Origin of the sequence: Actinomyces sp. S6-Spd3 (assembly GCF_000758755.1) — a bacterium.
Lineage (GTDB): Bacteria > Actinomycetota > Actinomycetes > Actinomycetales > Actinomycetaceae > Pauljensenia.
The window spans coordinates 256717-279943 of record NZ_JRMV01000272.1; the positions used below are offsets into that span (position 1 = coordinate 256717).

At 58.1% G+C, this 23227-nt stretch carries 23 protein-coding genes and 1 tRNA gene; 13 read left to right on the top strand and 11 right to left on the bottom strand.

Features of this window, described 5'->3' with window-relative positions; genetic code table 11:
• Window positions 1-34: 34 nt before the first annotated feature.
• From HMPREF1627_RS03220 to HMPREF1627_RS03240, 5 genes are all read right to left on the bottom strand, one after another.
• A complete protein-coding gene (locus HMPREF1627_RS03220; protein WP_034501070.1) occupies window positions 35-718 on the bottom strand; it encodes a Crp/Fnr family transcriptional regulator in 684 nt (227 codons plus the stop codon).
• 196 nt (window positions 719-914) lie between these two features.
• Window positions 915-1829, bottom strand: a complete 915-nt coding sequence (locus HMPREF1627_RS03225) for an alpha/beta fold hydrolase (RefSeq protein ID WP_034501072.1) — start codon at window positions 1827-1829, stop codon at window positions 915-917.
• Window positions 1826-3334: a hypothetical protein gene (locus HMPREF1627_RS03230; RefSeq protein WP_034501074.1), complete on the bottom strand. Its 1509-nt coding sequence runs from the start codon at window positions 3332-3334 to the stop codon at window positions 1826-1828. The genes HMPREF1627_RS03225 and HMPREF1627_RS03230 overlap by 4 nt, the downstream gene beginning before the upstream one ends.
• Window positions 3335-3418: 84 nt before the next feature.
• Window positions 3419-4324 carry a hypothetical protein gene (locus HMPREF1627_RS03235; protein WP_034501077.1) on the bottom strand — a complete coding sequence of 302 codons (906 nt, stop codon included), beginning with the start codon at window positions 4322-4324 and terminating at the stop codon, window positions 3419-3421.
• Between the two features lie 15 nt (window positions 4325-4339).
• Window positions 4340-5197, bottom strand: a complete 858-nt coding sequence (locus HMPREF1627_RS03240; protein ID WP_081940751.1) for an HAD family hydrolase — start codon at window positions 5195-5197, stop codon at window positions 4340-4342.
• A 123-nt stretch (window positions 5198-5320) separates the two neighbouring features.
• Between HMPREF1627_RS03240 and HMPREF1627_RS03245 the strand changes: the two genes are divergently transcribed.
• The 6 genes from HMPREF1627_RS03245 to HMPREF1627_RS03270 all read left to right on the top strand — a co-directional run bounded on the left by HMPREF1627_RS03245 (window position 5321) and on the right by HMPREF1627_RS03270 (window position 9764).
• The gene (locus HMPREF1627_RS03245) at window positions 5321-6352 is read left to right on the top strand and encodes a hypothetical protein (protein ID WP_034501079.1); all 1032 of its coding nucleotides are present in this window, start codon (window positions 5321-5323) and stop codon (window positions 6350-6352) included.
• The gene (locus HMPREF1627_RS03250; RefSeq protein WP_034501082.1) at window positions 6349-7488 is read left to right on the top strand and encodes a TadA family conjugal transfer-associated ATPase; all 1140 of its coding nucleotides are present in this window, start codon (window positions 6349-6351) and stop codon (window positions 7486-7488) included. The genes HMPREF1627_RS03245 and HMPREF1627_RS03250 overlap by 4 nt, the downstream gene beginning before the upstream one ends.
• Window positions 7488-8525 carry a type II secretion system F family protein gene (locus tag HMPREF1627_RS03255; protein WP_034501084.1) on the top strand — a complete coding sequence of 346 codons (1038 nt, stop codon included), beginning with the start codon at window positions 7488-7490 and terminating at the stop codon, window positions 8523-8525. Before HMPREF1627_RS03250 ends, HMPREF1627_RS03255 begins: the two co-directional genes overlap by 1 nt.
• Before the next feature lie 131 nt (window positions 8526-8656).
• On the top strand, window positions 8657-8857 hold the full coding sequence (locus tag HMPREF1627_RS03260; RefSeq protein ID WP_081940748.1) for a DUF4244 domain-containing protein: 201 nt from the start codon (window positions 8657-8659) through the stop codon (window positions 8855-8857).
• Window positions 8854-9246, top strand: a complete 393-nt coding sequence (locus tag HMPREF1627_RS03265; RefSeq protein ID WP_034501085.1) for a hypothetical protein — start codon at window positions 8854-8856, stop codon at window positions 9244-9246. Before HMPREF1627_RS03260 ends, HMPREF1627_RS03265 begins: the two co-directional genes overlap by 4 nt.
• Window positions 9246-9764, top strand: a complete 519-nt coding sequence (locus tag HMPREF1627_RS03270; protein ID WP_052040812.1) for an Rv3654c family TadE-like protein — start codon at window positions 9246-9248, stop codon at window positions 9762-9764. Before HMPREF1627_RS03265 ends, HMPREF1627_RS03270 begins: the two co-directional genes overlap by 1 nt.
• 26 nt (window positions 9765-9790) lie before the next feature.
• Here the strand turns inward: HMPREF1627_RS03270 and HMPREF1627_RS03275 are convergent, their stop codons facing one another.
• From HMPREF1627_RS03275 to HMPREF1627_RS03285, 3 genes are read right to left on the bottom strand one after another with little or no spacing between them, the layout of a single operon-like run.
• On the bottom strand, window positions 9791-12232 hold the full coding sequence (locus HMPREF1627_RS03275) for a DEAD/DEAH box helicase (protein ID WP_034501086.1): 2442 nt from the start codon (window positions 12230-12232) through the stop codon (window positions 9791-9793).
• Window positions 12229-12816 (bottom strand): YbjN domain-containing protein, encoded by a 588-nt coding sequence (locus HMPREF1627_RS03280; protein WP_034501087.1) that lies wholly within the window; start codon window positions 12814-12816, stop codon window positions 12229-12231. The genes HMPREF1627_RS03275 and HMPREF1627_RS03280 overlap by 4 nt, the downstream gene beginning before the upstream one ends.
• Window positions 12813-13262 (bottom strand): YbjN domain-containing protein, encoded by a 450-nt coding sequence (locus HMPREF1627_RS03285; RefSeq protein WP_034501088.1) that lies wholly within the window; start codon window positions 13260-13262, stop codon window positions 12813-12815. The genes HMPREF1627_RS03280 and HMPREF1627_RS03285 overlap by 4 nt, the downstream gene beginning before the upstream one ends.
• 233 nt (window positions 13263-13495) lie before the next feature.
• Here HMPREF1627_RS03285 and HMPREF1627_RS03290 point away from each other — a divergent pair, with 233 nt between their 5' ends.
• From HMPREF1627_RS03290 to HMPREF1627_RS03310, 5 genes are all read left to right on the top strand, one after another.
• The gene (locus HMPREF1627_RS03290; RefSeq protein WP_052040813.1) at window positions 13496-14566 is read left to right on the top strand and encodes a phosphatase PAP2 family protein; all 1071 of its coding nucleotides are present in this window, start codon (window positions 13496-13498) and stop codon (window positions 14564-14566) included.
• Window positions 14567-14749: 183 nt separating this feature from the next.
• On the top strand, window positions 14750-16648 hold the full coding sequence (locus tag HMPREF1627_RS03295) for a ribonucleoside triphosphate reductase (protein WP_234305227.1): 1899 nt from the start codon (window positions 14750-14752) through the stop codon (window positions 16646-16648).
• On the top strand, window positions 16645-17370 hold the full coding sequence (locus tag HMPREF1627_RS03300; protein WP_034501092.1) for an anaerobic ribonucleoside-triphosphate reductase activating protein: 726 nt from the start codon (window positions 16645-16647) through the stop codon (window positions 17368-17370). The genes HMPREF1627_RS03295 and HMPREF1627_RS03300 overlap by 4 nt, the downstream gene beginning before the upstream one ends.
• A 194-nt stretch (window positions 17371-17564) precedes the next feature.
• Complete coding sequence (locus HMPREF1627_RS03305; protein WP_034501095.1) at window positions 17565-17963, top strand: DUF1304 domain-containing protein; 399 nt, start codon at window positions 17565-17567, stop codon at window positions 17961-17963.
• Window positions 17964-18002: 39 nt separating this feature from the next.
• Complete coding sequence (locus tag HMPREF1627_RS03310) at window positions 18003-18602, top strand: LytR C-terminal domain-containing protein (RefSeq protein ID WP_034501097.1); 600 nt, start codon at window positions 18003-18005, stop codon at window positions 18600-18602.
• A gap of 16 nt (window positions 18603-18618) precedes the next feature.
• Here the strand turns inward: HMPREF1627_RS03310 and HMPREF1627_RS03315 are convergent, their stop codons facing one another.
• From HMPREF1627_RS03315 to HMPREF1627_RS03325, 3 genes are all read right to left on the bottom strand, one after another.
• Window positions 18619-19173 (bottom strand): TetR/AcrR family transcriptional regulator, encoded by a 555-nt coding sequence (locus tag HMPREF1627_RS03315; RefSeq protein ID WP_034501100.1) that lies wholly within the window; start codon window positions 19171-19173, stop codon window positions 18619-18621.
• Window positions 19160-20623, bottom strand: coding sequence for an MFS transporter (locus HMPREF1627_RS03320; protein WP_034501102.1), 1464 nt, complete (start codon window positions 20621-20623; stop codon window positions 19160-19162). The genes HMPREF1627_RS03315 and HMPREF1627_RS03320 overlap by 14 nt, the downstream gene beginning before the upstream one ends.
• A 132-nt stretch (window positions 20624-20755) precedes the next feature.
• Window positions 20756-22123 (bottom strand): uracil-xanthine permease family protein, encoded by a 1368-nt coding sequence (locus tag HMPREF1627_RS03325; protein WP_034501103.1) that lies wholly within the window; start codon window positions 22121-22123, stop codon window positions 20756-20758.
• Window positions 22124-22287: 164 nt separating this feature from the next.
• On the opposite strand from HMPREF1627_RS03325, the gene HMPREF1627_RS03330 reads away from it, so the two are divergent.
• Complete coding sequence (locus tag HMPREF1627_RS03330) at window positions 22288-22770, top strand: DUF4190 domain-containing protein (protein ID WP_034501186.1); 483 nt, start codon at window positions 22288-22290, stop codon at window positions 22768-22770.
• Between the two features lie 117 nt (window positions 22771-22887).
• A tRNA-Ser gene (locus HMPREF1627_RS03335) sits at window positions 22888-22972 on the top strand.
• Window positions 22973-23227: the final 255 nt, after the last annotated feature.

Consider the following 23227-nt stretch of genomic DNA (forward strand, 5'->3'; position numbering starts at 1 on the left):
ACCTGCTCAGCCCACCGTTATACGTAGTACTGAATCAGCGCGCGCGGCGTGCCAGGCGATCAACGTCCAGCAGAGTGACGGCGCGGCCTTCCAGACGGATCCATCCGCGGGAGACAAAGTCGGCCAGCGACTTGTTCACGGTTTCACGAGAAGCGCCAACGAGCTGTGCGAGCTCTTCCTGGGTGAGGTCGTGAGGAACGTGGATGCCCTTATCGGTTGCAGTGCCGAAGCGGTCAGCAAGATCGAGGAGAGCCTTGGCGACGCGACCGGGGACATCGGAGAAAACCAGGTCCGAGAGCGATTCATTCGTGCGGCGCAGACGCTGAGCCAGTGCACGAAGCATGTGCTTTGCCAGGGTCGGGTTTGCCTCGACGATTTCCATGAGGTCGGTGTGCTGCAGGTGGAGCAGCGTCGCGGGAGAAACAGCAGTTGCGGTGGTTGAACGCGGGCCTGGATCAAAGAGGGTGAGTTCACCAAGAATCTCGCCGGGGCCGAGGACTGCAAGCAGGGACTCGCGGCCATCATTTGAGGTGTGCCCCAGCTTCACCTTTCCTTCGGTGACGATGTACAGGCGGTCGCCAAGATCGCCTTCATCAAAGAGGGTCTCACCGCGGCGCAGCGTCGTTTGACCCATCTTCTGCTGCAGCGATACCTGTTGGGCCTCATCAAGTCCGCTGAAAAGCGGCACTTGGTTGATGAAGTTTGCGTCTCCATACATAAAGCCGGAACTCCGTTCTGTTTGCAAGCGCCGCTAGCCAGCGCCGCCGACTCCTGAGCTGTCCTATTCCTCTAAGACGGCAGCCCAGCACGAAAGAGCCACCGTGTGATAGTCGTAACTATTATGCATGGTGAACGAGCTAAAACACAGATTTGCACACACTTTGCGTAAATTCGTAGCGATGCGTGCCAATTCTCTACTCCAGCGAGGCAGACTCGCGAATAAAAGGAAGGATTGCAGCGACGAGTGCGCGCGGATTTTCTTCCTGCGGGAAGTGACCACTTTCAGAAAGCGCGCGCATGGTGAATTCGCCCGAGGTTGCCTGAACATCATCGGCGAAGTCGACGTGTGACCACAGCCCGTCATTACGCGTTTGAATCGACAAAACTGGAACCTCGACCTTGCGCGTTAAAACATCCTTTGACGCGAACGAGGGCCTAAAAGTGGCCTGAAGAGACTGCCACGCAGAGCGAATAGCAACGTGACGCGAAAGCGCCTCACGATACACACCCGCCTGCGAAAGCATGTGCTCCTGCGTGAAAGGCGCTGCCCACTGCGAAATCGAACGATCCACCCACGCTGACTTTGACGCGAAGAAAGTCAGGCGCGGTCGGCGCGAGAGCAGGGTTGAGAACCAGCGGCCTCGGCCTCGTGAAGAAAGCCCACGAAGGAAGTGCACACCCAGGGGGTGGGGCGCACACACGGGAACAATCGAGCGCAAACCGGCGGGTTCGAGGGAGCCGAGCATCCACGCGATTACCCCGCCCATTCCGTTACCGACGACAGTGTAGGAAGAAATTCCCAGCGCCGAGGCCACGGCCGCCACATCCGATGCAAGCTGAGTGAGCTCGACTTCCCCGGGAGTAAGATCCGAGGTGCCAAAGCCGCGGATATCCATGGAAATCGTGCGGATTCCAGCCTCGGTGAATGCGGGGATCACTTCGCGCCACGTCCACCACGTCATGGGGAAGGAGTGGAGCAAGATGACGGCAAAAGAGGAGTCCTCGGGACCCGCGTCAGCGACGTGGAATGAGGCCCCCGAGGCCGAAACCCGGCGGTGAACCCACGGGCCGGGTGCCTCGAGAAGGGTGCGAGAAACCTCGGGCTTCACCGCAGACCAGCTGCCTTTGCAGCGCGGCGGCGCTCGCGGGCGGTGTAGTGCGCACCCGTCGGATTCACGCGCTCGACCTGCTCACGCATGGCTTCTTCCGCGCGCCCACGTCGACGTGCCGAGTGAGACAGCGAGGCAACGCCCATCAAAACAATGCCCAGGATCAGGAGGCGACCAGAGTAGCCCGATGCCTGCAAGTGGTGGGCAAGGTTCGAGCCGAAGGAGCCGGCATTTTGCAGGAAATGCAGCAGGGAGACGGTGTGTGCGCTGGTGAAGGCCGGGGCGAAAACCCAAGGGATACCAGCGGCAAGGAAGCACAGTCCCGCAATCCATGCTCCCAGGGAAGAACGCTTGAATGCTTCAAAAAGCGCGATGATCGCAACGAAAGCGATAGCCAGTTCCGTGATTGCCAGCCAGTTGATGACACCGGTCGCTGCCGGGTTGCCTTCGGGCAGGGTCATTCGGGCACCCGCGTCGGCGACGAGGTACCAGGTGATGGGCAGGGCAAGGATTCCCAAGATGAAGGAGAAGAGGTGCGCACCGGTGCGTGAGGGCATTTCGGGAACGATGGAGGCGCCCTCGAAGAGAACATCATCGAGGCTCTCAGGGGTGTCCTGAGGAACGCTGCGCTCAGCGGCGTCTTCACGAGGCTTCCATGCGGCCTCGGTGACGGGAGATTCTTCTTGCGGGGCAACGAAAGCGCGACGACGAATGGTTGTGCTTTCGAGTTCGTCTTCTTGGAAGTCGTCGGAAACTTCAGCTTGGTCGCCAAAACGACGCGAAAGTGCATCGGGAACTTCACCGACAGGGGCCGAGGCTTCTTCCGCCTCGGCTGCTTCTTCGACCGTGTCGCTTGCGGCGGGGATCGTCGTGGTCGTGTGAAGATCCTCGGCTGCTTCTTCGACGGGGGCTTCTTCGGGGGAATCCTGGGCAGTTTCTTCAACTACCACTGCTTCTTCCGAGGCCGGTGCTTCCTTATGTGAGGCCGCTGATTCTTCGGCCTCGTGGGTTTCGGGTGCCGGGGCGGGGGTTTCCTCGAGCGGAGCATCCTCGTGCTCAACAGTTACGGGCTCGCCGTTGCTCTCCGGCTCTACGGGGGATTCGGCGACGGCCTCGACGCTCGGTTCAGCTTCTGCGGGTTCTTCGGTAGAAGCAGCTTCGTGCACGGGTTCTTCGGCGGGGGTCGCGGCCTGTGTCTCGTCGGAGGAAGGCTCGGTAGACTCCGCTGCGGGTTGGTCTTCGGAAGCGTTGTCCTCAGGCTGCTCGTCTTGCGCGCGCGAGGCCAGAACATCGTCGAGAGAAGTAGGGGTGACGCCCATGTGAACCGGCTCAACCTGGCTGGTCTCAGTAACAGAGGCGCCGCCGATGATGTCTTCGGTAGCAGATGCTTCGCCCGGGAGAGTGACTTCTTCACCGGTCAGCGGCAATTCTTCGTTTTCGTTGCGGCGAATCGCTTCGTCCTTGACTTCTTCGGGCGATGCTTCGTTGTGTTCCTGGTCAGACATGAGGCCTCCTCTTCTCGTGCTGACGATAACGAGAAAACGCTCGGGATGGGGGATTACCCGCCGAGAAGCGCCACATTTAGCGAATTAATCGTTTGAAGATGAGTCGTTTGTCGCGTAGCGACGCGCCCAATAGATCCCCAGAGTCGAGGCCGCGAGGATCATTCCGTAGGCGGCGATCGTCGAAGCAGCCATGAGGACCTGCGTTCCCAAAGAGTGGCCCGGAGTCACAACGACACCGGTGAGGGTCGTACCCAGGGGGATCAACAAGAACCCGGGAATGATGTAGGTCCATGCGATGACTTGGGGGCCGATCATTGACCAGCGGGAAGCCAGAGCGATGAGGCCAAGAATTTCAGCGACCGCGGCGCTGAGGATTGGCTGGAGTGGAGTTTGCGCGACAACTCCGCTTAGGCCTCGTGCGGCCATAGGAAGCGAATCGGCAGGGGCGCAACGAATGAGCAGCGCCAGGGCACCAATACCCAAGGGGAGGGAAGCAACCGCAACCGCAATGCGCTCGCTTTGGTGGCGCTCGAAGGGCATGAGCTCCTCAGCCTCCGGGTTCTTCGCGCGGGCGCGGTGGGTCAGGGCCAACGCAACGCCTGAACCCAAAAGGATTGCGGCCACGCACACTGGGTAGAGATTCCAGCGCTGGGCAGCGGACATGTCGTCAGCGGAAAGGTTTGCCGCAACAAGGAAATGAATGCGGAGATAACCAAAAGTTTGCAGGAAACCGATGATAAGCGCCCAAGCGGCGGCGACGAACATTCCGATGGAATGACGCTCGCAGTTAATTGAAATCATGCCCAAAATGATGGCTGAGAACGCCATACCGATCATGCCCTCGACGGAGGCTAGGGGCACACCGATAGCCGCACGTGCTTGAAGATCCGCAAGGGACATTCCCATGAGAATCAAGGCAACGGGCGCAAAGATGGCAGCGAAGAACGCTGAACGCAAAGCGGAGCCGGGCGGCAAGGACAGTTTGGACATATGTCAAGTATGCCGCTACTTGCTGGGAATTGAGCGGCGTGCCCAATAACCGATTCCGATCCCACCCACGAGCGCCACGGGAATCATGGCCAGCGTCATGCGCGTGCGCTTTCGACTGCGAATCCGAACGGTCTGGGTGAAAGTGTGGATCGGCCACTCGCGTTCGCGGGCGATTGCGGCAAGGGAACGATCAGGGTTGACGGCTTGGGGATGGCCGACAAGCTCAAGCATGGGTAGATCCGAAACGGAATCGGTGTAAGCGTAGGACTCGCTGAGGTCCCATCCGCGTTCTTGCGCGAGTTTTCGACAGGCTTCGGCTTTCCCTGCGCCGTGGTTGAAGTGAGTGATCGTCCCGTCGACCAGGCCATCTTGTCCGCGTCCAACAATGGTGGATAGCGCATCGGGAATTGAGAGCAGGTGTGCGATCGGCCGGACAATCTCCATGGGCGAAGCGGATGCAATGACAACATGGTGGCCCAAGAGTCGGTGGTGGTCGATGAGCGCAAGGGCTTGGCGGTAGCACAGAGGCGCGATGCTTGAACTCGTGACACTGTTGACGATTTTCTCAACGTATTGAGGGTCCCAGCCGCGAGTGAGCTCACCGAGCGCATGCATCATTGATCGCATCCGATCATCGTCCGCACCAGTGAAGAGGTAGGGAAGCTGGACGATGGTTGCCCGCAGGGAATCCCAGCGACTCATAACACCCGCGTGAACCAGTGGGCTGCTCAGCGCCATTGCCGAGGCCGTGGCCAAGATGGTCTTGTCGAGATCGAAAAATGCGGCGATGTGGCTATCTTCTGCGAGTGCTTGGCGATTTTTCCCCGGAAAAGGAGGTTTCGGGGAATCGATGTTTTCGTTGAGAGTGGACATCATCGGCACCTTCAGTTGGTGTGGATGCAACATTGCTATCCACAGAATTGGGATTACTCCTAGTTTTCCACAGATTCAGATGGGGCACGTGCATTCTCTACAAGGAATATTCACGCTTGAAGAATGACGCGAATGGGAATCGTTGCGTGGAGTGGGCTTGAAGGGCGGGCAGTGGAATCACTGCGTGCGGTGTGTGCCGTTCTTGGGATGAGCGTGTGGCAGGGAAGCCCCCATGAACTCAATGATGGTCGAAACGGATCCTCGCGCAGCACTTCGCACGAGGAGGGAAGAAGGATCCAGGACCTCGTCAGTGTGGTAATCGCGGATCCCTCACAGCGCTCAGGATGGGAGCACTTGGGACTTCATGTCATCTGTGTGGGTGAGAGTGTTCAACTTCCCGGTGGTGAAAAGCTCCTTGGCCAGTTACTCGCGGCCGATATGGCTCGATGGATGGCTGCTCAAGGTTCCATGGCTGGCCGCATCTGCGTGGGGATCGCGGGATGGAGCGGGGGAGCGGGCGTATCCACACTCGCATGGGACCTGTGTCGCGATACTGGCAGTATTTGCGTCAATCTTTCTGGCCCCGGTCCTTTGCGTGCTTCACGAGGGGCTCTTCTCACTCCCCCTGCCGAGGCTGCAACCTGGTCTGCGATCAGCGTCCGTGAGCGTTTCTTCCTTCCCTCACTGATCCGAGAACTTCCGGTGAGCCGCGGAGTCTCCTATTTGGGAGGGGATGCACGCGGCGGCGCATACGCAGACGATTCACGGGTACCCGCTGTGATTTCAGCGCTGAAGGGCGAAAGAAGCATCGTTTGTGATTTGGGACTGTGGGGACCAAGATGTGCGGAAATTGGGGAGTCTATCGATGTCCTCATTCTCCTTGGTCACGGTGACGCGCTTGGAGCGGCACGTTTATGTGCGCTCAGCGCTGCCAATCCTCCACCGTGCCCAACGTATGCACTCATTGCTCCACAAGCCTCGTCTTGTTTTTTGGCGCGCAGGGCGAGCATCGGTCTGATTTCGCCTTCGCAAATCACGCGTATCGTGCACACCAGTGCCAGTCCGGTCTATGCAGTGGGGATGCGGCCTCGTCAGGGCAGAAGGGGAAGGAAAGCGCGCGCACAACTGTGGGAACGCATGGAGGCGCAAGAATGAGTGTGGCTGACGCGCTCCTGATGGCGAGCACTGCGGGAGAAGCGCTCGATGAAGCGATTATGCGTCTCAAAGCCCCGGGGAAGGGCATAGGGGATGTCGGATCCGCGTTAGAAGAGCTTGACGCGCGCCTCAATGGACTCGGGGAAGTCCTTGCACCCTTGCTTCGTCTTCCGGGAATCACCGATATTTTGGTCAATTCCACTCGGGTCTGGGTCGATTGTGGGCAGGGTGTGGAGCCTATCGACGATGGCTTTTCTAGTGAGGAAGAAGTGCGAGCCTTGGCCATCACAATGGCGGCGATCTGCGGCAAACGCCTCGATGATGCGGTGCCGATAGTTGACGGAATTTTGCCCATGGGGGTGCGTGTTCATGCGGTGATTCCGCCGCTTTCCGGTGAGGGAACGATCATTTCTTTGCGCATTCCGGCTCGGGGCGGCCTCACTCTTGAACAGATGCGCAAGGGAGCGAGTATTGATGACACCACGCAACAAATTCTGAGTCGAATGCTTGAAGTGCGTTGCAATGTCCTCATTTCTGGGGCGACGGGGAGTGGAAAAACAACGCTACTCTCCGCGCTTTTGAGCAGTATTTCGGTAAATGAACGCTTGATCTGTATCGAAGAAATTAGCGAACTGCACCCCGCGCACCCGCACGTCGTGCACCTTCAAGCACGTCAGGCCAACACTCAAGGCCGAGGTGAAGTCAGTCTTTCTGAGCTTGTGCGTGCTGCAATGCGAATGAGACCCGATCGCATCATTTTGGGAGAGTGTCGAGGTGGGGAGGTGCGCGACATTATGAGCGCCCTCAATACCGGGCACCGCGGTAGTTTTGCGACGATTCACGCCAATACTCCCGCGGAAGTTCCGGCCAGGCTCAGCGCTCTTGGAGCACTCGCGGGGATGAGCGCTGAAGCCACCCACGTGCAGGCCCGTGCGGCTTTTGACCTTGTCGTACACATGGAAAGGAGCGTGGGAAGTTATGGGAATACTGGCCGACGCGTTGCCCAAATTGGGGTTTTTGGGCTCGAGCGCGGGGAGCTCACCTGTTCTTGCGCGTACCGCATTGATCGCCGAGGCCGTGGTTCGACCGGTCCTGCTTGGGAAGAATTGCGTCGCGTACTCAGTCGGGATTCGTAATGCGAGCACGGCAGTTCACTCGCGTTCAAGCCTGGGACCCGCATCCCGCGGAGAAAGTCGTGCGCTGGCCTCGTTCGGGAAGAAAAAAGGAGGGCGGCCAAAAGACGTCCATTGACGCAGAAAAGCTTGCCCAGAAACTTCGCAAAGTCAGTGCTTTGCTGCAGGTCGGTATTCCCGCGCAACAAGCGTGGCAGGAAGTGAGCCGAGTGAAGAGTTGCGGGGAAGGGGAGTGCGACGAGTGGGGAATTCCTAGGGAGGTCATTACTCAAGCTGGCGAACACTCTCGGAGTATTCGCGCGGCCTGCGGGATCTCAACAGTTCTTGGAGCACCTCTTGCTCAGGTTTTGGATTGTCTTGCCGATAGTTTCGATGACCTTCACGAGGCGCAAGAAGCCAGGAGAATTGCGGGAGCCGGGCCCGCGCTCTCGGCAAAAATCCTCAACTTGCTTCCGATTGTGGCTCTGCTAGCGGTGAGCGTGATGGGGATTAATCCTTTTCCTGTCCTTTCCGATGGAGGTGCGGGGACGGCGTGCGGCATCGTTGGATTGGCGTTTTTACTTGCCGGACGGTGGGTATCAGTGTCGATGATCCGAGCGTCCCAGCGCAGATGGGATGAAGACGGAAGTGAAGATACGGCGCTTGTCTGCGACCTCATAGCGGCAGCTTTGGATGCTGGAGCATCAATTCCTCGGGCATTGGAATGTCTTGGACGCTGCTCAGATCGTGAAGAGTTGAGTCTTGTCTCGAAGCGTTTGACTGTGGGACTCGAATGGGAACTTGCCTGGGAGGACTGCCCAGAGCAATACCTCGAGGTCGCTGAGGTCCTTCGTGAGGCATGGATGCGGGGTGCAGCAGTAGACGAACAATTGCGCCGTTTTGCCGCTACGGCTCGAAAGAAGCGTCTTACAGATGCGCGGGCGGGCGCCGAAGAGCTGGGTGTGAGGCTTGTTGTGCCCCTTGGGCTTCTCATGTTGCCGGCATTTATCTGCTTAGGTGTCGTTCCCGTGTTGATCACGCTGGCTCACAGCGCAATCTGACAGCTTTCAAGGAAGTTATCCACAGTATTCGCGTGCTGACGATTCATCCACAGATTTGCGGGGTGGAAGAGATGAACGGGTTGAAAAAGAGCACTCTCGAAGACATGGGACAACACAGGAAGGAGACTCCCATGAAGAAGAACATGACAATGCACAGTGCTGACATGCGGGAAGAAGATTGCGACGCGGAAGAGGGCTCAACGACCGTTGAATACGCGATCGGTGCCCTTGCAACTGCTGGATTTGCCGGTTTGCTTCTCGTCGTACTCAAATCCGGTGTCGTTCAGTCGGCGCTGGAGCACCTCATTTCAACGGCACTGAGTTTTTCATGAGTACGCGCGCTCAGCTCACCGTGCCTTCACCTGATCGAAAGGGAGATGAAGGCATGGTGAGCGTTGAAATTGCACTGGGAACCTTCTCAATCGTTGTCATGATTGCCATAGTCATTTCGGTGTTTGCGGCATCAATGACCACTCAGACACTGTGTTCTGCACTGGGAATTGGTGTGCGTGAAAGCGCCCGCGGAGGTGATGGTGTGCAAGCTGCCCAAGCAGTAGGTGCTGGACTGAGCAACCTTCATTTTGAATTCACCAGTGATGAGCGCTGGATCTATGGCTCAGCTGAAAGTTCTTATCGGGGTCCTGCTGGAGTACTGGGCTTTCATGCGCGCTGTCGCTACCAAGGCTTGCGTGAGAGCACGCTTGTCGGTGGTGAAGACTGATGTCTGGGGTGGATGAAGCCGCTGGGACCGATAGGACGAAAGGATGGCGCGCTGACCAGGGCTCGGGAACTGTGATGGTTATCGGAGTTGTCGCGCTTGCCATGGTGCTCGCCTGTGCGGGGATTGTCTGTGCAGCTTTCCTTGTGTCCTTGAATCGGGCTCAAGATATCGCGGATCTGAGTGCTTTGGCGGGTGCGGACATTTCTGCGACTGCTCAGTGGGAGGATGTTCAGGATAAAGCGTGCCAGGTAGCGCAAGAAGTTGCGGAAAGTAACGGTGCGCAGCTGAGTTCATGCCGGTGCGAAGGAGTCGATACCATCGTGAGCCTTCGTCTTAAAGGCGCGTGGGGATGGGTGATTGTGCGCTCTGCTCGAGCGGGTGTTGACCCCGTAGATGCACTTGAGGGGCCTGCCCCCCGGCTGGCCCCTCAAGTATCCCATCAACACAGTGCGAGTTTCCCGAAAAGTCTTTCGGTGTGGCATCCCCGCTTAAGCGGGGTCCAACTCTCGATGACTTAAATATAAGAAACCATGCTGTGTGGATACTATTTTGTATCTGGAAGTTTTCTGGGAATTTCTTCGAAGGGGGAATGCTCACAGAGGAACTCCAAGAGGCGACGTGCACCTTCCTTCGAAAGGGGTTCATTTCCGTTGCCGCACTTCGGAGATTGAATACATCGCGGGCAACCATCGTGGCACTGACACTCTCCGACAGCCTGGTAAGTACGCTCAATCCACTCCCTGGCATGCTTAAACCCAAAATGCGCATAACCCGCGCCACCCGGATACGAATCGTGGACGAAAACTGTCGGTAAGTTCGTATCCGTGTGCAGATTCGTCGACAATCCACCCAAATCCCATCGATCGCAATTCGCACACAATGGCAGTAGGGCGATAGATGCGTGCTCGGCAGCATGAAGAGCACCCAAGACACTGCCTCGATCAATCCCTAAAGAGGCCATCGTTGATGGGGAGAGGGTGTACCAACACGCTTGGGTACGCAAAGTACGTTCGGGCATGGCGAGTTGAGTATTGGAAATGAACTCCAAACCGGGAAGCCGAAGCAGGTCGAAATCCGTGACCTGGCGAGTCACATCGACGCTGCCTCGGTACCAATGAACCAAGCTGTCCCCGCTCACCCATTCCTCATCCACATCAACAATGCGAATGGAGACAGCGTCTTGTGCTCTGGTTCGTAAGGGGGTGCGAACTTCTTCAACGTATGCCAGCCTTGCGGGCCCCTCCTCAAGAGAAAGAACATGGAAGGTTCGTCCCTGATGTATATAAATCGCATCAGGGAACACCTGTGAATCTGCAGAATCTTGAGGGACCGACCCGATGATGCTTCCACTTCGAGCATCAACGATTTGAACATCTCGACCACTGCCACGGATCTGAATGCGATCCCAGGGCTGCTCATCGGAGGTGATATTCCAGCGCCAGCCACCACTGCGGTTCACAAGCTGGCCCTCGGCGCCAAGTTGCGCTAAAAGTCCGGGCGCTCGCGGTCCAAATACTTCGGCGGCCTCCCTGTCAGAAAGAGGAATCTCTCCAGCCGCGGCGCACAGGTGATCGCGTAAAACCCAGGGGTTGTCGGGGTCAAGAACGGCGGCCTCGACAGGGGAAAAGATCTCATCACTGTGGTGCACAAGGAAAGAATCAAGGGGGTTATCACCAGCAATCAGAACGGAAATGCCCTCCGCGCCGGCTCGTCCTGATCGACCAACCTGCTGCCAGAAAGATGCTCGCGTACCCGGCCAACCGGCAGTGATCGTGACGTCCAAACCGGAAATATCGATCCCCATCTCCAAAGCGGAAGTGGTTGCCAAGGCTCGAAGCTGACCGGAGCGGAGCGCGGCTTCCAAGGCGCGTCGCTCTTCGGGGAGAAAACCTCCCCGGTATGCGGCAACAGTAGAGGCAAGCTCGGGACTGTCGTGGAGATTCTCGCGCGTTTGAGCAGCGACAGTTTCCGCGCCGCCTCGAGAGCGGACAAAGGTCAAAAGGCGCGCATTGTTGCGGACCAGCTCTGCCGACAACAAAGCGGCTTCGGTTTGCGCAGAAAGGCGCTGAGTAGGTGCTTCAAGAACTGCTTCTTCGCCCGCCTCGGCTGCTTGCAGGGCAGAAAGGAAAGACTCAATTGAAACGTCATCTTCGCGAGGAACCTCGCGCCCCTCCCACATGAAAACGTGGTGGGTGCCGCGCCCCGATGTGTCTTCGGTGATGGCGTCAACCTTCTCGCGCCCGATCATTGTTTGTGCAACAGACTGCGGATCTGACAAGGTCGCCGACATCATGATCACCTGAACGCGTGCGCCAAGGTGTCGTGCAATACGCAAGAGTCTGCGTAAAACCAAGGAAATATGACTTCCGCTCACACCGCGCCACTGGTGCATCTCATCAACAATCACATAGCGCAAAGATGCCAACACGCGCATCCACCGTTCGTGGTTTGGAAGCATGACGTAGTGCAGGTAGTCGGGATTCGTCAGGACAATGTCGGCGTGAGCGCGCGCCCAATTCTTGGCCTCGCGAGGGGTATCTCCATCAGCAAGCGCGACGGACAACTGCTCGGGGAGCGCCCCAATGAGCTCATTGAGCGAGTGGAGCTGATCCGCAGCTAGGGCCTTCGTCGGCGAGAGATATAGGCACGTGGGCCGATGGTGGATATCGGAAATGCGGCTCGAGACCTCGGCATTGAGGAGGTCAGAGAGGATGGGCGTCCATGCGACCAGGGATTTGCCTGAACCTGTACCCGTCGCAATGACAACATCGTGACCGCAGTGAATTGCCTGGAGCGCTCGGAGCTGGTGAAGCCAGGGGGAATCTACGCCTTGCTTCTTCCATGCAGAAACAAGGGACGAGGGGAGCCAATCAGGCCAGGGCCCACATTCAGCCGCGCGCGCGGGAAGAAAACGGTAATCAACGAATTGACCACTATTTCCACGAGCGCGAATGATGTCAAGAAGGGCTTGTGAGTGAGTGCTCATCCCAAGCCGAAAGCCGCACCGGAGCGGGCGGGCGGAGCGCCGGCCTCGTCAGTTTGAGAAGGGAAGGGCACGTCAGTATCAGACTGCGTATAGGGAGCACTTTCGGGAGCGCTCCACCCAAGAGTCTGAGTCGCTGCCTCTTGCATGTAACGGATTGCGTCGATACCCGTGGAAATACCGGCTCCCAGGTGGTCGGTCAATTGCTGATCTGACAATCCTGCGGAGGTATCAACGGCAAAATCTGCGCAGACCTGAAGGGAGCCCTCGGGGTCGAGCATCCAATACACGGTCGGGAAGTACTTCTCACGATTCCATGAATCTGCGGCGGCGAAAAGCGGGTGCCCCGCGGTTTCGGCATCAAAATCGGTGTCCCACACCGCGCGGATCGATAGGAAACGCTCGGCAGAATCCATGCTCAGCAAGAAGGGGATGCCGTCGAAGACTGCACCGGCGGCCCGGTTTTCGGCCAAAACATCGGCCTGGAACTGGAGATCGGCCAAAGCGCGCATCAGACGATCAAAAGTCACCTTGTACGGAGTCGTTGAATCGTTCGGAATAGCGAAGGGGCCTGGAAGAGTGCTCATGCGTGATCTTCCTCCTCGTTCCACGTCACAAAGTCGGAGAGAGTCTCCTCAAGGTCGGAGAAGAACCCCATCATCATCGACATTGAGGTTTCGAAAAACGCATCGAGCTGAGCTTCGGAAAGCCCGTTCGTCGCCACAATGTCGCATTCGGCGATCAAGCCGTATCGGCGACCGTCCTCGAAAGGAGCGAGATACGCCTTCGGGCCGGTCCGCGTTGAATTGCAGCGCCGCACCTCTTCAACAAGGGAAGCGAACTGAGCGTCATCGGTTGCAATCCCACGCCAATGTGCGCGCAACTGAAGGATGTGGGGATTCGAGGTGTTCCAAAAATAGACGGCATTACGCGTCGGTACGGCGAGTTCTTCTTCCGAAGACTCTCCGAAATTCAGATCGTGGCCGTGGAGAACCGCGCGAATACGGTCGGTGTTGACCGGTGAAAGCGACACGTAGCACCCCTGATCGGAGTCGTAAGGTAGCGTTTCGTCACCGTGACTGACGCTTGTTGACTTCTCCACTTTAACCGACGCGCGGGGTCGAGGCTCGAGATAAGGGATGGGAAAAATTCGGCAAAGTCATCCCGGTCAACCAAGTAAAAACCAAGCATTCAGATAGATAAACCTCTGTATTGATGACTAAAATAAAGCCTTCGAAGACGGTGCCTAGAGGGAAGGAGTAGCCGATGACAGGGCGTCAGTCCCACCTTTCCGAAACTCCCTCCACCAATGGTGAAACCGAAGTCTTTTCCGCACCTTCCACGGGCGCGTCATCCGTGGGGGAGGGTGCAACGCGTACCCTTCCCGAGGCCTCGGCCCACCCCGAAGGACCTCGAGGTGCGCGTCCCGCATTTGGGCGCATCAACCGCCCGGCCTCGCCGCCGCCGGCAAAGACCGCCTCCAGGCGCTACCGCCCTCGCCTTTTCCGGCGCATTAGCGCCGCGGCAGGGTGCGCGTTCCTCAGCGCCATCATCGCTTTCCTCGCGATCTTTACCGTCAAGGGCCAAGCAATTGACACCTTGTCAATGGAAGCGGCAATGCGCTGGGCTGACCCGCTCGGCTCTCTTGGCCGCACGGTTACGCACATCATCTCTGTTCCGGCAATGATCATTATCGGGGTAGTGGTTGTTGTTATTGCCTGGCTGCGTCGTCGCCCAACTCTTGCGGGCCGCGCGCTTGGAATGGTGATCGCAGCCAATACGACGACCCAGGTTGCCAAGCTTCTGATTGAGCGCCCCGACTACCACATGTCCGCTGCGACAGTGAATTCTCTTCCCTCCGGTCACACGACTGTTGCGATGTCCCTTGCACTGGCCTTGGTGATGATTGCTCCCGAATGGTTCCGAGGCCCAGCGGCCTGGATCGGGTACCTGTGGACCTCGCTTGTGGGAATTTCCGTCATGATGTTTGGCTGGCATCGTCCTTCAGATGTGCTGGTGGCGATGGCCGTGTGCGGTTTTTGGGCGTTGATCCTGTGTCCTCTGGAGGACAGGCCTCGCCACGGGGTTCCTGTGCAAAAGGCGATGGTTGTTATTGCGCTTGCAAGTGCGATTGTCGCTGCCTTGGGCTTGGTGTATTCCCTGTGGGCATTGACTCCCAATGATTTGGCGCAGATGGGCTCCGGGGGTATTACCTATGCGGAGTTCTTGGATGCTTTGCCGCGCAGGGCTCATGTGCTTGCGGGGATTTCTTCTTTTGCGGTGATTGCAGTTGGTGGCCTCGTGATCCACGAGGTTGATCGCCTCTCAGGCGAGTAAATACGCAAAACTTATTCACAGTCTGTTCAGGGCTTTGATCGAGGCGTGCACCGCCGCGCGTAAATTGTGCATTTTGCGCGAGTCGCGACACTCCGCATGTCGCCCCCACCCCTTCAGTATTGCCACTAGATATTGTGGGATGCGTTCGTCTCAAGCACTAGATATTGTGCCTCCACAGCGATGATGCCAAGTAAGCCTGAAAGGTCAATCGTGACTACGTCTCCCTCAACACGCTACGAAATCGACGCGATCTCAACGATCGAGGAATACCTCGACCGCTCTGACTGGCGCGTCAACGCAAACGCCAACCAGGGATACTCACTGGGTGGTTTGATCCTCAACTCCGCCGGAAAGATGATTGCGAACTACTGGTTGGAGCGCGTCTATTCTCCCGAAGCGGGCGTGGCACACCGCAACGGTGACATTCACATCCACGATCTCGATATGTTCGCCGGCTACTGCGCAGGATGGTCACTCAAGCGACTCATTCAGGAGGGCTTCAACGGGGTCAGTGGCGCGATCGCCTCGGCGCCCCCCAAGCACTTCTCTTCCGCGTGCGGTCAGATTGTTAACTTCCTTGGCACGCTGCAGAACGAGTGGGCCGGAGCCCAGGCCTTCTCCTCCTTCGATACCTACATGGCACCTTTCGTTCGTCTGGACAATATGACCTACGACGAGATCCTTCAGTGCATGCAGGAACTGATCTACAACCTCAATGTGCCTTCGCGTTGGGGAAGCCAGTGCCCCTTCACCAACCTCACTTTCGACTGGACCTGCCCCGATGATCTGGTCGATGAGCATCCGCTGATTGGTGATGAGATTGTTGATTTCACCTACGGCGAGCTCCAGAAGGAAATGGACCTCGTCAACCGTGCCTTCATCGAGGTCATGACCGGTGGAGACGCCGATGGCCGCGTCTTCACCTTCCCCATCCCGACCTACAACATCACTCCCGACTTCGATTGGGAGGGCGAAAACGTTGAGGCACTCTTCGAAATGACCGCAAAATACGGTCTGCCCTACTTCCAGAACTTCATCAATTCCGATCTGGACCCGCACATGATTCGCTCGATGTGCTGCCGTCTCCAGCTGGATCTTCGCGAGCTGCTCAAGCGTGGAAACGGACTTTTCGGTTCAGCAGAACTGACCGGTTCCATCGGTGTTGTCACCATTAACATGGCACGCCTGGGGTACCGGTTCGCGGGAGACATGGACGGCCTCGTCAAGGAACTGGACCGACTGATCAACGTTGGTTCAGAGAGCCTGGAGGCAAAGCGTGAAACGATTCAGTACCACATGGATCACGGGCTCTTCCCCTACTCCAAGCGCTACCTCGGCCACCTGAACAACCACTTCTCCACCATCGGCGTCAATGGCATGAACGAGATGGTCCGCAACTTCTCGGGCGACGCCTACGACATCACCGATCCCGCGGGATTCGACATGTGCTGCGCAATCCTCGACCACATCCGTGAACGCATGGTCGAGCTCCAAGAAGCCACCGGCCACATGTACAACCTCGAGGCAACCCCCGCCGAAGGAACGACCTACCGTTTCGCGAAGGCTGACCGCTTGCACTACCCGGGAATCCTTCAGGCCGGAACCGAGGAACAGCCTTACTACACGAACTCCTCGCAGCTTCCCGTGGGCTACACCGACGATCCCTTCCAGGCTTTGGAAGATCAGGAAGTCTTGCAGGGCAAGTACACGGGCGGCACGGTCTTGCACCTGTACATGGGCGAGCGCATGAGCTCGGGTGCGGCCTGCAAGGAAATGGTGCGTCGTTCACTCACCGCCTTCAAGGTCCCCTACATCACCATCACCCCGACCTTCTCGATTTGCCCCGTACACGGCTACCTCGCTGGCGAACACTTCACTTGCGAGAAGTGCGCTCACGCTCACCCCGAGCGCGAACCCCAAGAGTGCGAGGTTTGGACCCGCGTCATGGGCTACTTCCGTCCCGTGAAGTCCTTCAATATCGGCAAGAAGGGCGAGTACGCCGAGCGCACGATGTTCTCCGAGGCTGCGGCATCTGAGCACGGCGAACTGGTGAGCGCTTTCCCGCCCGTGGACCAGCGATGAACCTTGCAACCCTGACCGCCTCGGACCTGCAGATCGCGGGTCTGACCCCGATGTCCAGCGTGGACTGGCCGGGGAAGTTTGTGGCGACAGTGTTCGCCCAAGGGTGTCCTTGGGCGTGCCCGTACTGCCACAATCAGGCGATTATCGACCCGAAGATCCCGGGAGTGGTCTCGTGGGAGAGTGTCGAGGAATTGCTGGGTCGGCGTCGGGGTCTGCTTGACGGCGTGGTCTTTTCCGGTGGCGAGGCCACGCGCCAGTTGGCCGTCCTCCCGGCCATGCAACGCGTGCGTGAGCTTGGTTTCGAGGTTGGATTGCATACGGCGGGTCCCTATCCCGCGCGTCTGCGCGAGATCCTACGCACCGGCCTTGTGGATTGGGTCGGTATCGACATCAAGGCGATGTCCGGTCCCAATTACGAGGCCGTGGCTGGGCGCCCAAATGCGGGGCCGAAAGCGTGGGAGAGCTTGGGTGAAGTCCTCGATTCTGGGGTTCCCTATGAGGTGCGCCTCACGGTGTACCCCGATGGGCCTCGTGATGGTTACGAGGTTGCCTCTTGTGTGAAGGATCTGGGGGCAACTCACTTCGCTTTGCAGCAGGCACGTGCATTGGGGACAGCCCAGGGTTTTAACGCCGGGGATGCTGCGTGGGACCTCGAGGTCCAATCCTTGGCCGACGACATTGAAAAACTTGGGTTTGAATCTTTTCAGTTCAGACCTGCCTAGAAAACGACGAGCTCGGTTGCTCCGTGTGTCATGGGGAGGAGCCGAGCGTGTCAATGGCCGCGATGTGCACTGAAGTGGGGTTGAGTGCAGCGGCTATGGGTTGTCGGGAGCGCGTGATATCGCGCTCCCGACAACTGCTATCCGGCGTAGACTCATTGAGTCTCAAACATCAACATGCGTGAGGAGCTTTCCCCATGATGATCGTTGCAATGGCTTTTGCCATTCTTTCCGCGCTGCTTCACGTTTTCATCTTCTATATGGAGTCAATCTCCTGGACCTCCGAGCGCACCCGCGCAACCTTCAACATGAGTGCAGAAGCGGCTGAAAACACGAAAGAAATGGCCTTCAACCAAGGCTTTTACAACCTCTTTCTCGCGCTTGAGGTATTCGTAGGGGTCCTCGTCTACGTGTTCGCGTCCCCGGCCGTTGGCCTCGCCCTCATGCTCTTTGGGACCGGCTCGATGCTCGCTGCAGCACTGCTCCTCTTCATCACCTCGCCGGATAAGCGAAGCGCAGCCATTAAGCAGGGAGCCCTTCCGCTTTTCGCCGTCATCGCCTTGGTTGCAACGATGACACTGATTTTCCTGGTCTAATTCGTGCACAAAGTAGCGTCGGTGAAGTAGGTTAGTTCTGTGAGTGCACCACAACCTCAACTGTCCCGACGCGAGCTCTACCGCCGCGAACGCCAGCTCAAGCAGAACTCGATCTTCTCGATCGTGTTCTCAGTCATGGCTGGCGTCAGTGTGTTGAGCCTTTTGGTGCTGACGGGAATCCTTCCCATCCCCTTCCTCAACGGTTTTTCCGCGAAGGTCGAGTACGCCTCGGCGGGAGATATCCCCTGCCCCAGCGAAGAAACCCAGCCCCTTGCGGCCTCGGGAATCAAGGTTCAAGTACTGAACACAACCTCGCGTTCGGGGGTTGCGCGCGACGCCTCGGACATGCTGAAGACCGTCGGTTTCCAGGTCGCTGACCCCTCCAACTCCTCACCGGAGTACGCGGGATCGGCACAAATTCAGGCAGGACCGCAGTCAGTGGACCAGGCCTACACGGTGGCGCGTTTCTTCCCCTCATCGCGAGTGACCCTGACCGACAATACCGAACCCGGCGTGACGGTTCTTCTGGGTTCGCTCTATAACGGAGCTCTGACCGCCGAAGATCTGCAGCGCGTGCAGGAAAACCACGACAACCTCAAAGGCCCCAGCACCTGTCTGCTGGTGAAGTCGACGAAGTAAAAGTCGCCGGGCGCCGCTAAAAGCGAGCGTGCGAAAGGTCTGGAAGCGAGTCCAGATAGGCCAGAGCCGCAGAAATCAGTGCGCGGCGTTCCTGGGTGGTCAGATCGTAGGAATTGATGTGGTCGTGGACCCACAAACCATCGGCGATGATGTACAGCAGGTAAATGTCTGGATCCGCAAGGATTTCCTCACGCGGGAGCAGCCAGGGGCCCAAAATGTTGTCCCACACCTCGGCGCCTTCTTCGCTGGTGTGCGTATCCAAAGCAAGTAAGAGGTCTGCGCGGGTTGCGCTTTGAGAGAGTACCTCGACGACGGCGCGCAAGCGTTCGCGGGGGGAAAGTTCTTCGGGCGGGGCGCCCGCGGCCTCGAGCAGGCTTGCTCGCCACGACGAGGCCAAGTGCTCGTTGAGCGCCAAAAGCAGCGCCGCGCGCGAGGGGAAGTGGTAGAGCAGGCCGGACTTCGACATTCCTGAAGCCTTCGCCAGCGAATCGTAGGTCAGGGCGTCCAGGCTCTTCTTATCGATAATCTCGAGGGCGGCCTGAATGAGCAGGGATTTTTTACTCGTGCGCATACTTGGTCTCCTTCGGGTTGTCTGTCAGAAGCGCGGCGGTGACGACGGCAGCGGTGAAAGATACTGCAATCGCGATGCACAGCGTCCACGTGTAGGCGGTATCGATAGCAGAGGCGGCCATGGGGGCAAGAGCCGGATTATGAGCCGAGGCATCCATACTATGTGCAACTTCGGGCGCGGCGTTGATTGTGTAGAAAAGTGACATCAGCGAGCCGAGGATGGCGACCGAGAGCATGGTTCCAAATTCGTAAGAAACCGATTCAATTGCCGAGGCCATGCCAGTGCGGCGCGCGGGAGCGGAGCCGATGATCGCGGTCGAAGTGACGCTCATGGCCAGGCCGGTACCCGTACCAACGAGGACCAGGGCAATCATGAAGAGCGGGAAGAAACCTTCGCGTATGGCAAAGACCGCAAGGATTCCAGCGATGGTCGCGATGACGTAGCCTCCCGAGATGACCGTCCGAAAACCGATGCGGTCAACGTAGCGGCCACCGAAGATTGCGCCGGGGAAAGCGGCGATTGCGACTGCGCCGGTCACGAGGCCGGCTTGGAGCGGGGTGAACCCGGCGGAGAGCTGGAAGCGCTGGGTTGTAAGGATTTCAATTCCCGAGACGACGAACATTCCAAGAAACGCACCGAGGAAACCGGCGGTGAAAAGGCGGCTCTTGAAGACGTCCAGGGTGAGGAGTGGGGTGTCAAGGAAGTGCTGGCGGTGGACGAATAGGGCGAGGCCGATCGCAAAGAGGACGATCCCCGTTGTCACCAAAGTGGTGTCGATGGGGGTGTGTGCCAGATTTTCGATGGTGAGGACCAGGCCGACCATGGTGACGGTTGCGTAGAGGGAGGACATGAAATCCCAATTTCGCTTGGGGTTGGGGAAATTGTCCGGCGCAATGAGGTAGGTGCCTACAAGGGCGATGATGACGATCGGAATGTTAATGAGGAAGACTGCGCCCCACCAGGTGTGGGTCAGGAGGAAGCCGCCCAGAAGGGGTCCGACGGCGGAGCCGACTGTCGCGACTGAGCCCCAGATTCCAATCGCGGTGTTGCGCTCGCGGGGTTCGAAGAAGGTCTGGCGGATGAGGGCGAGTGTGGAGGGCATCAGGACTGCTGCTCCGGCTCCGAGGAATGCGCGGGCGCCGATGAGAACACCAACGTTGGGTGCGAATGCTGCAACCGCCGATGCGATGCCGAAAATCGTGAGTCCGATTTCGAACATGCGACGGTGCCCGATTTTGTCTCCGAGTGTTCCGGTTCCTAGGAGCAGGCCAGCGAGGACAAGGGGGTAGGCATTGATGATCCACAGGCCTTGTTGGTGGCTCGTGTGGAGTTCGGCTCGAAGGGTGGGAAGCGCAACGTAGAGGATCGAGTTATCTGCAGCAACGATGAATAACCCGAGGGAAATGATCAGCAAGAAGGCCCAACGAGCTCGGGCCGATTCGGAGCGCATGCGAAGATGCTAGCACATAACTGTAACGGACGTCCGGTTTAGTTACTGGATATGAGTGTAGGCCGTTGTGGGTAAAAGCCGGGGCCGGGGGTGTCCTTTCGAACACCCCCGGCCCCGAGTGATCAGAGTCGATCAGGCTTGAGTGGAGCGATGCCGTGAAGCGTAGGGTTCGCTTTCGAGTTCAGATCCCGCGGGAGCCGAAGCGGGCGAGGCCTGCTCAAGGTTGGTTCCACGCAGCTTCGAGATGCCGCGCATGCCGTGGTAGACGATGATCGCAGCGCCGGTACCCAGGGCGATACCGCCGAAGGTCATGCCGCTGATGTCCCAGGTGAAGTCTGCGATTGCGACGATCAGTGCGATAGCAGCGGTATTGAGGTTGACCGGGTTGGCGAAATCCACGCGGTTCTGGACCCAGATACGCACGCCGAGCATGCCGATCATGCCGTAGAGGACGGTACCGGCGCCGCCGAGGACACCGGAGGGAATCGTTGCGATGAGCGCACCGAACTTGGGCATGAGGGAGAGCAGGAAGGCGCAGCATGCTGCGACGATGTAGGCAGCCGTCGAGTAGACGCGGGTTGCGGCCATAACGCCGATGTTCTCGGCGTAGGTCGTCGTACCGGAACCGCCGCCCGCACCTGCGAGCATAGTGGAGACACCGTCTGCGAAGAGTGCGCGTCCGGTCAGATCGTCAAGGTTCTCGCCGGTCATTGCGGACACGGACTTCACGTGGCCGACGTTTTCGGCGATGAGGACGAAGACCACGGGGACGAAGAGGCCCAGAGTGGAGACGGAGAAGGAGGGGGTGTGGAATTGCGGCAGACCGAACCATGCGGCCTCGCGAACTGCATCGAACTTGACCTCGTGCTGGAACACTGCAGCAATGTAGCCAATGAGGACGCCGAAGAGGATGGAGAGGCGGCCGATGATGCCCTTGAAGAGGACCGTGATCAAGCAGATCGAGACGATCGTGATGACGGCGGTGATGGGGCCGGTCTTGACCCAGTTCCATGCGGCGGGCGCAAGGTTCAGACCGATGAGGGCGACGATTGCGCCGGTGACGGTCGGGGGCATGATGGCGTCAATCCAGCGCACACCTGCGAAGTGAACGATGATGCCGACAAGAGCCAGGGTTGCGCCGGTGGCAATGATGCCGCCCAGAGCGAAGCTCGGACCGAGATCCTGCATTCCGGAGACGGCCATGATCGGCGAAATTAAAGCGAAGGACGACCCCAAATAACTTGGGAGTCGTCCTGCAGTGATAAGGAAGAAGAGGAGCGTTCCGATTGCCGAGAAGAACAGCGTCGTTGACGGCGGGAATCCGGTGAGCAAGGGAACCAAAAAAGTTGCCCCGAACATTGCAACGACGTGTTGTGCGCCAATTCCAATTGTTCGAGGCCAAGAAAGACGTTCGCCGGGAAGAACTACGTCCCCGGGAGCAATACTGGTGCCATCGCCATGAAGTTTCCAGCGGAAGAATCCAGATTGTGCAACAGACATGCTGTTAAATCTCCGATCAGTTAAAAGGTCTGGGCCGAAACCGGTCGGAACACCATCATAGCCTTCTTTTGCGCTTGAACATAAAACCGCTCGCTATGTGGCGCCTCACATCAGAAGCCCTCGATGTGGCATCCTTGAGGAAGGAAGAACATGAAGGGAGCCTGATGAGTGCATTAAACCCCTATGCTCCCGGCGGGAGTGGGATCAGCGGGCAGGGCGCGGCAGCTGCAAACAGTGCCCCTGGGCAAGCTGGCGTAAACGGTGCCGCAATTCAGACGGCAACCGTTGGAATTGACGATCCCTATGGTCCAACCCCGCACCTTGAGACTCCAAAGCCCCAGCAGACACAAATGGTCTTTCCGGGTAGCGATGATCCGGCGCTGCTCTACGTATTTTCCTCGCCCGGTTATACCTCACCTAAGCCTCAAGTGAATTCCGTTGCCACTGCTGCCGCATGGTGCGGGTGCTTCTCTTTGCTCTTCATTCCCGCATTCATTGCAGTCATTTTGGGGACGATCGGGCTTGTGCAGTCAACGTCGATGAACGGCGTAGGGCGCAAGGCTGCGATGGGGGCAATTGGTGCTGGCAGCGTCGGCATTGTCTTCTGGGTTTTAGCTTGGATGCTTGCCTTTAGCGGGCTGAAGTAGGAAATTCACGCGCGTGCTATTCACCTATGGTGAGGGATTCCACGCTGGATAGTGGCATCAAAATTTCGCGATTTCGGCGAATTCCGCTAGCATTACGGGGTGCGTGTTTCACGCTCCGGAGGATTCGCCTAGTGGCCTATGGCGCACGCTTGGAAAGCGTGTTGGGTGCAAGCCCTCGGGGGTTCGAATCCCCCATCCTCCGCAGTACGTCCCCGGGATCTCAACGGATCCCGGGGTTTTTCCTTTGTTTGCAACGTTTTTGGGCTGTGTGTATTGAAACCGATATATACCGATAGGTACCTTTGGGGGCGCTAAAAGTGGCCCCAATACGCCCCCATCAATTTGAGGTTCGGTTATCTTGCAGAAATTCCCTCCAGGGATCGAGAGGGACACAGTGTGTGAAAAATATAGGGCGAGCGCCTATACCGCGGTGAAGAGATCTAGTGTCCTTCCATGC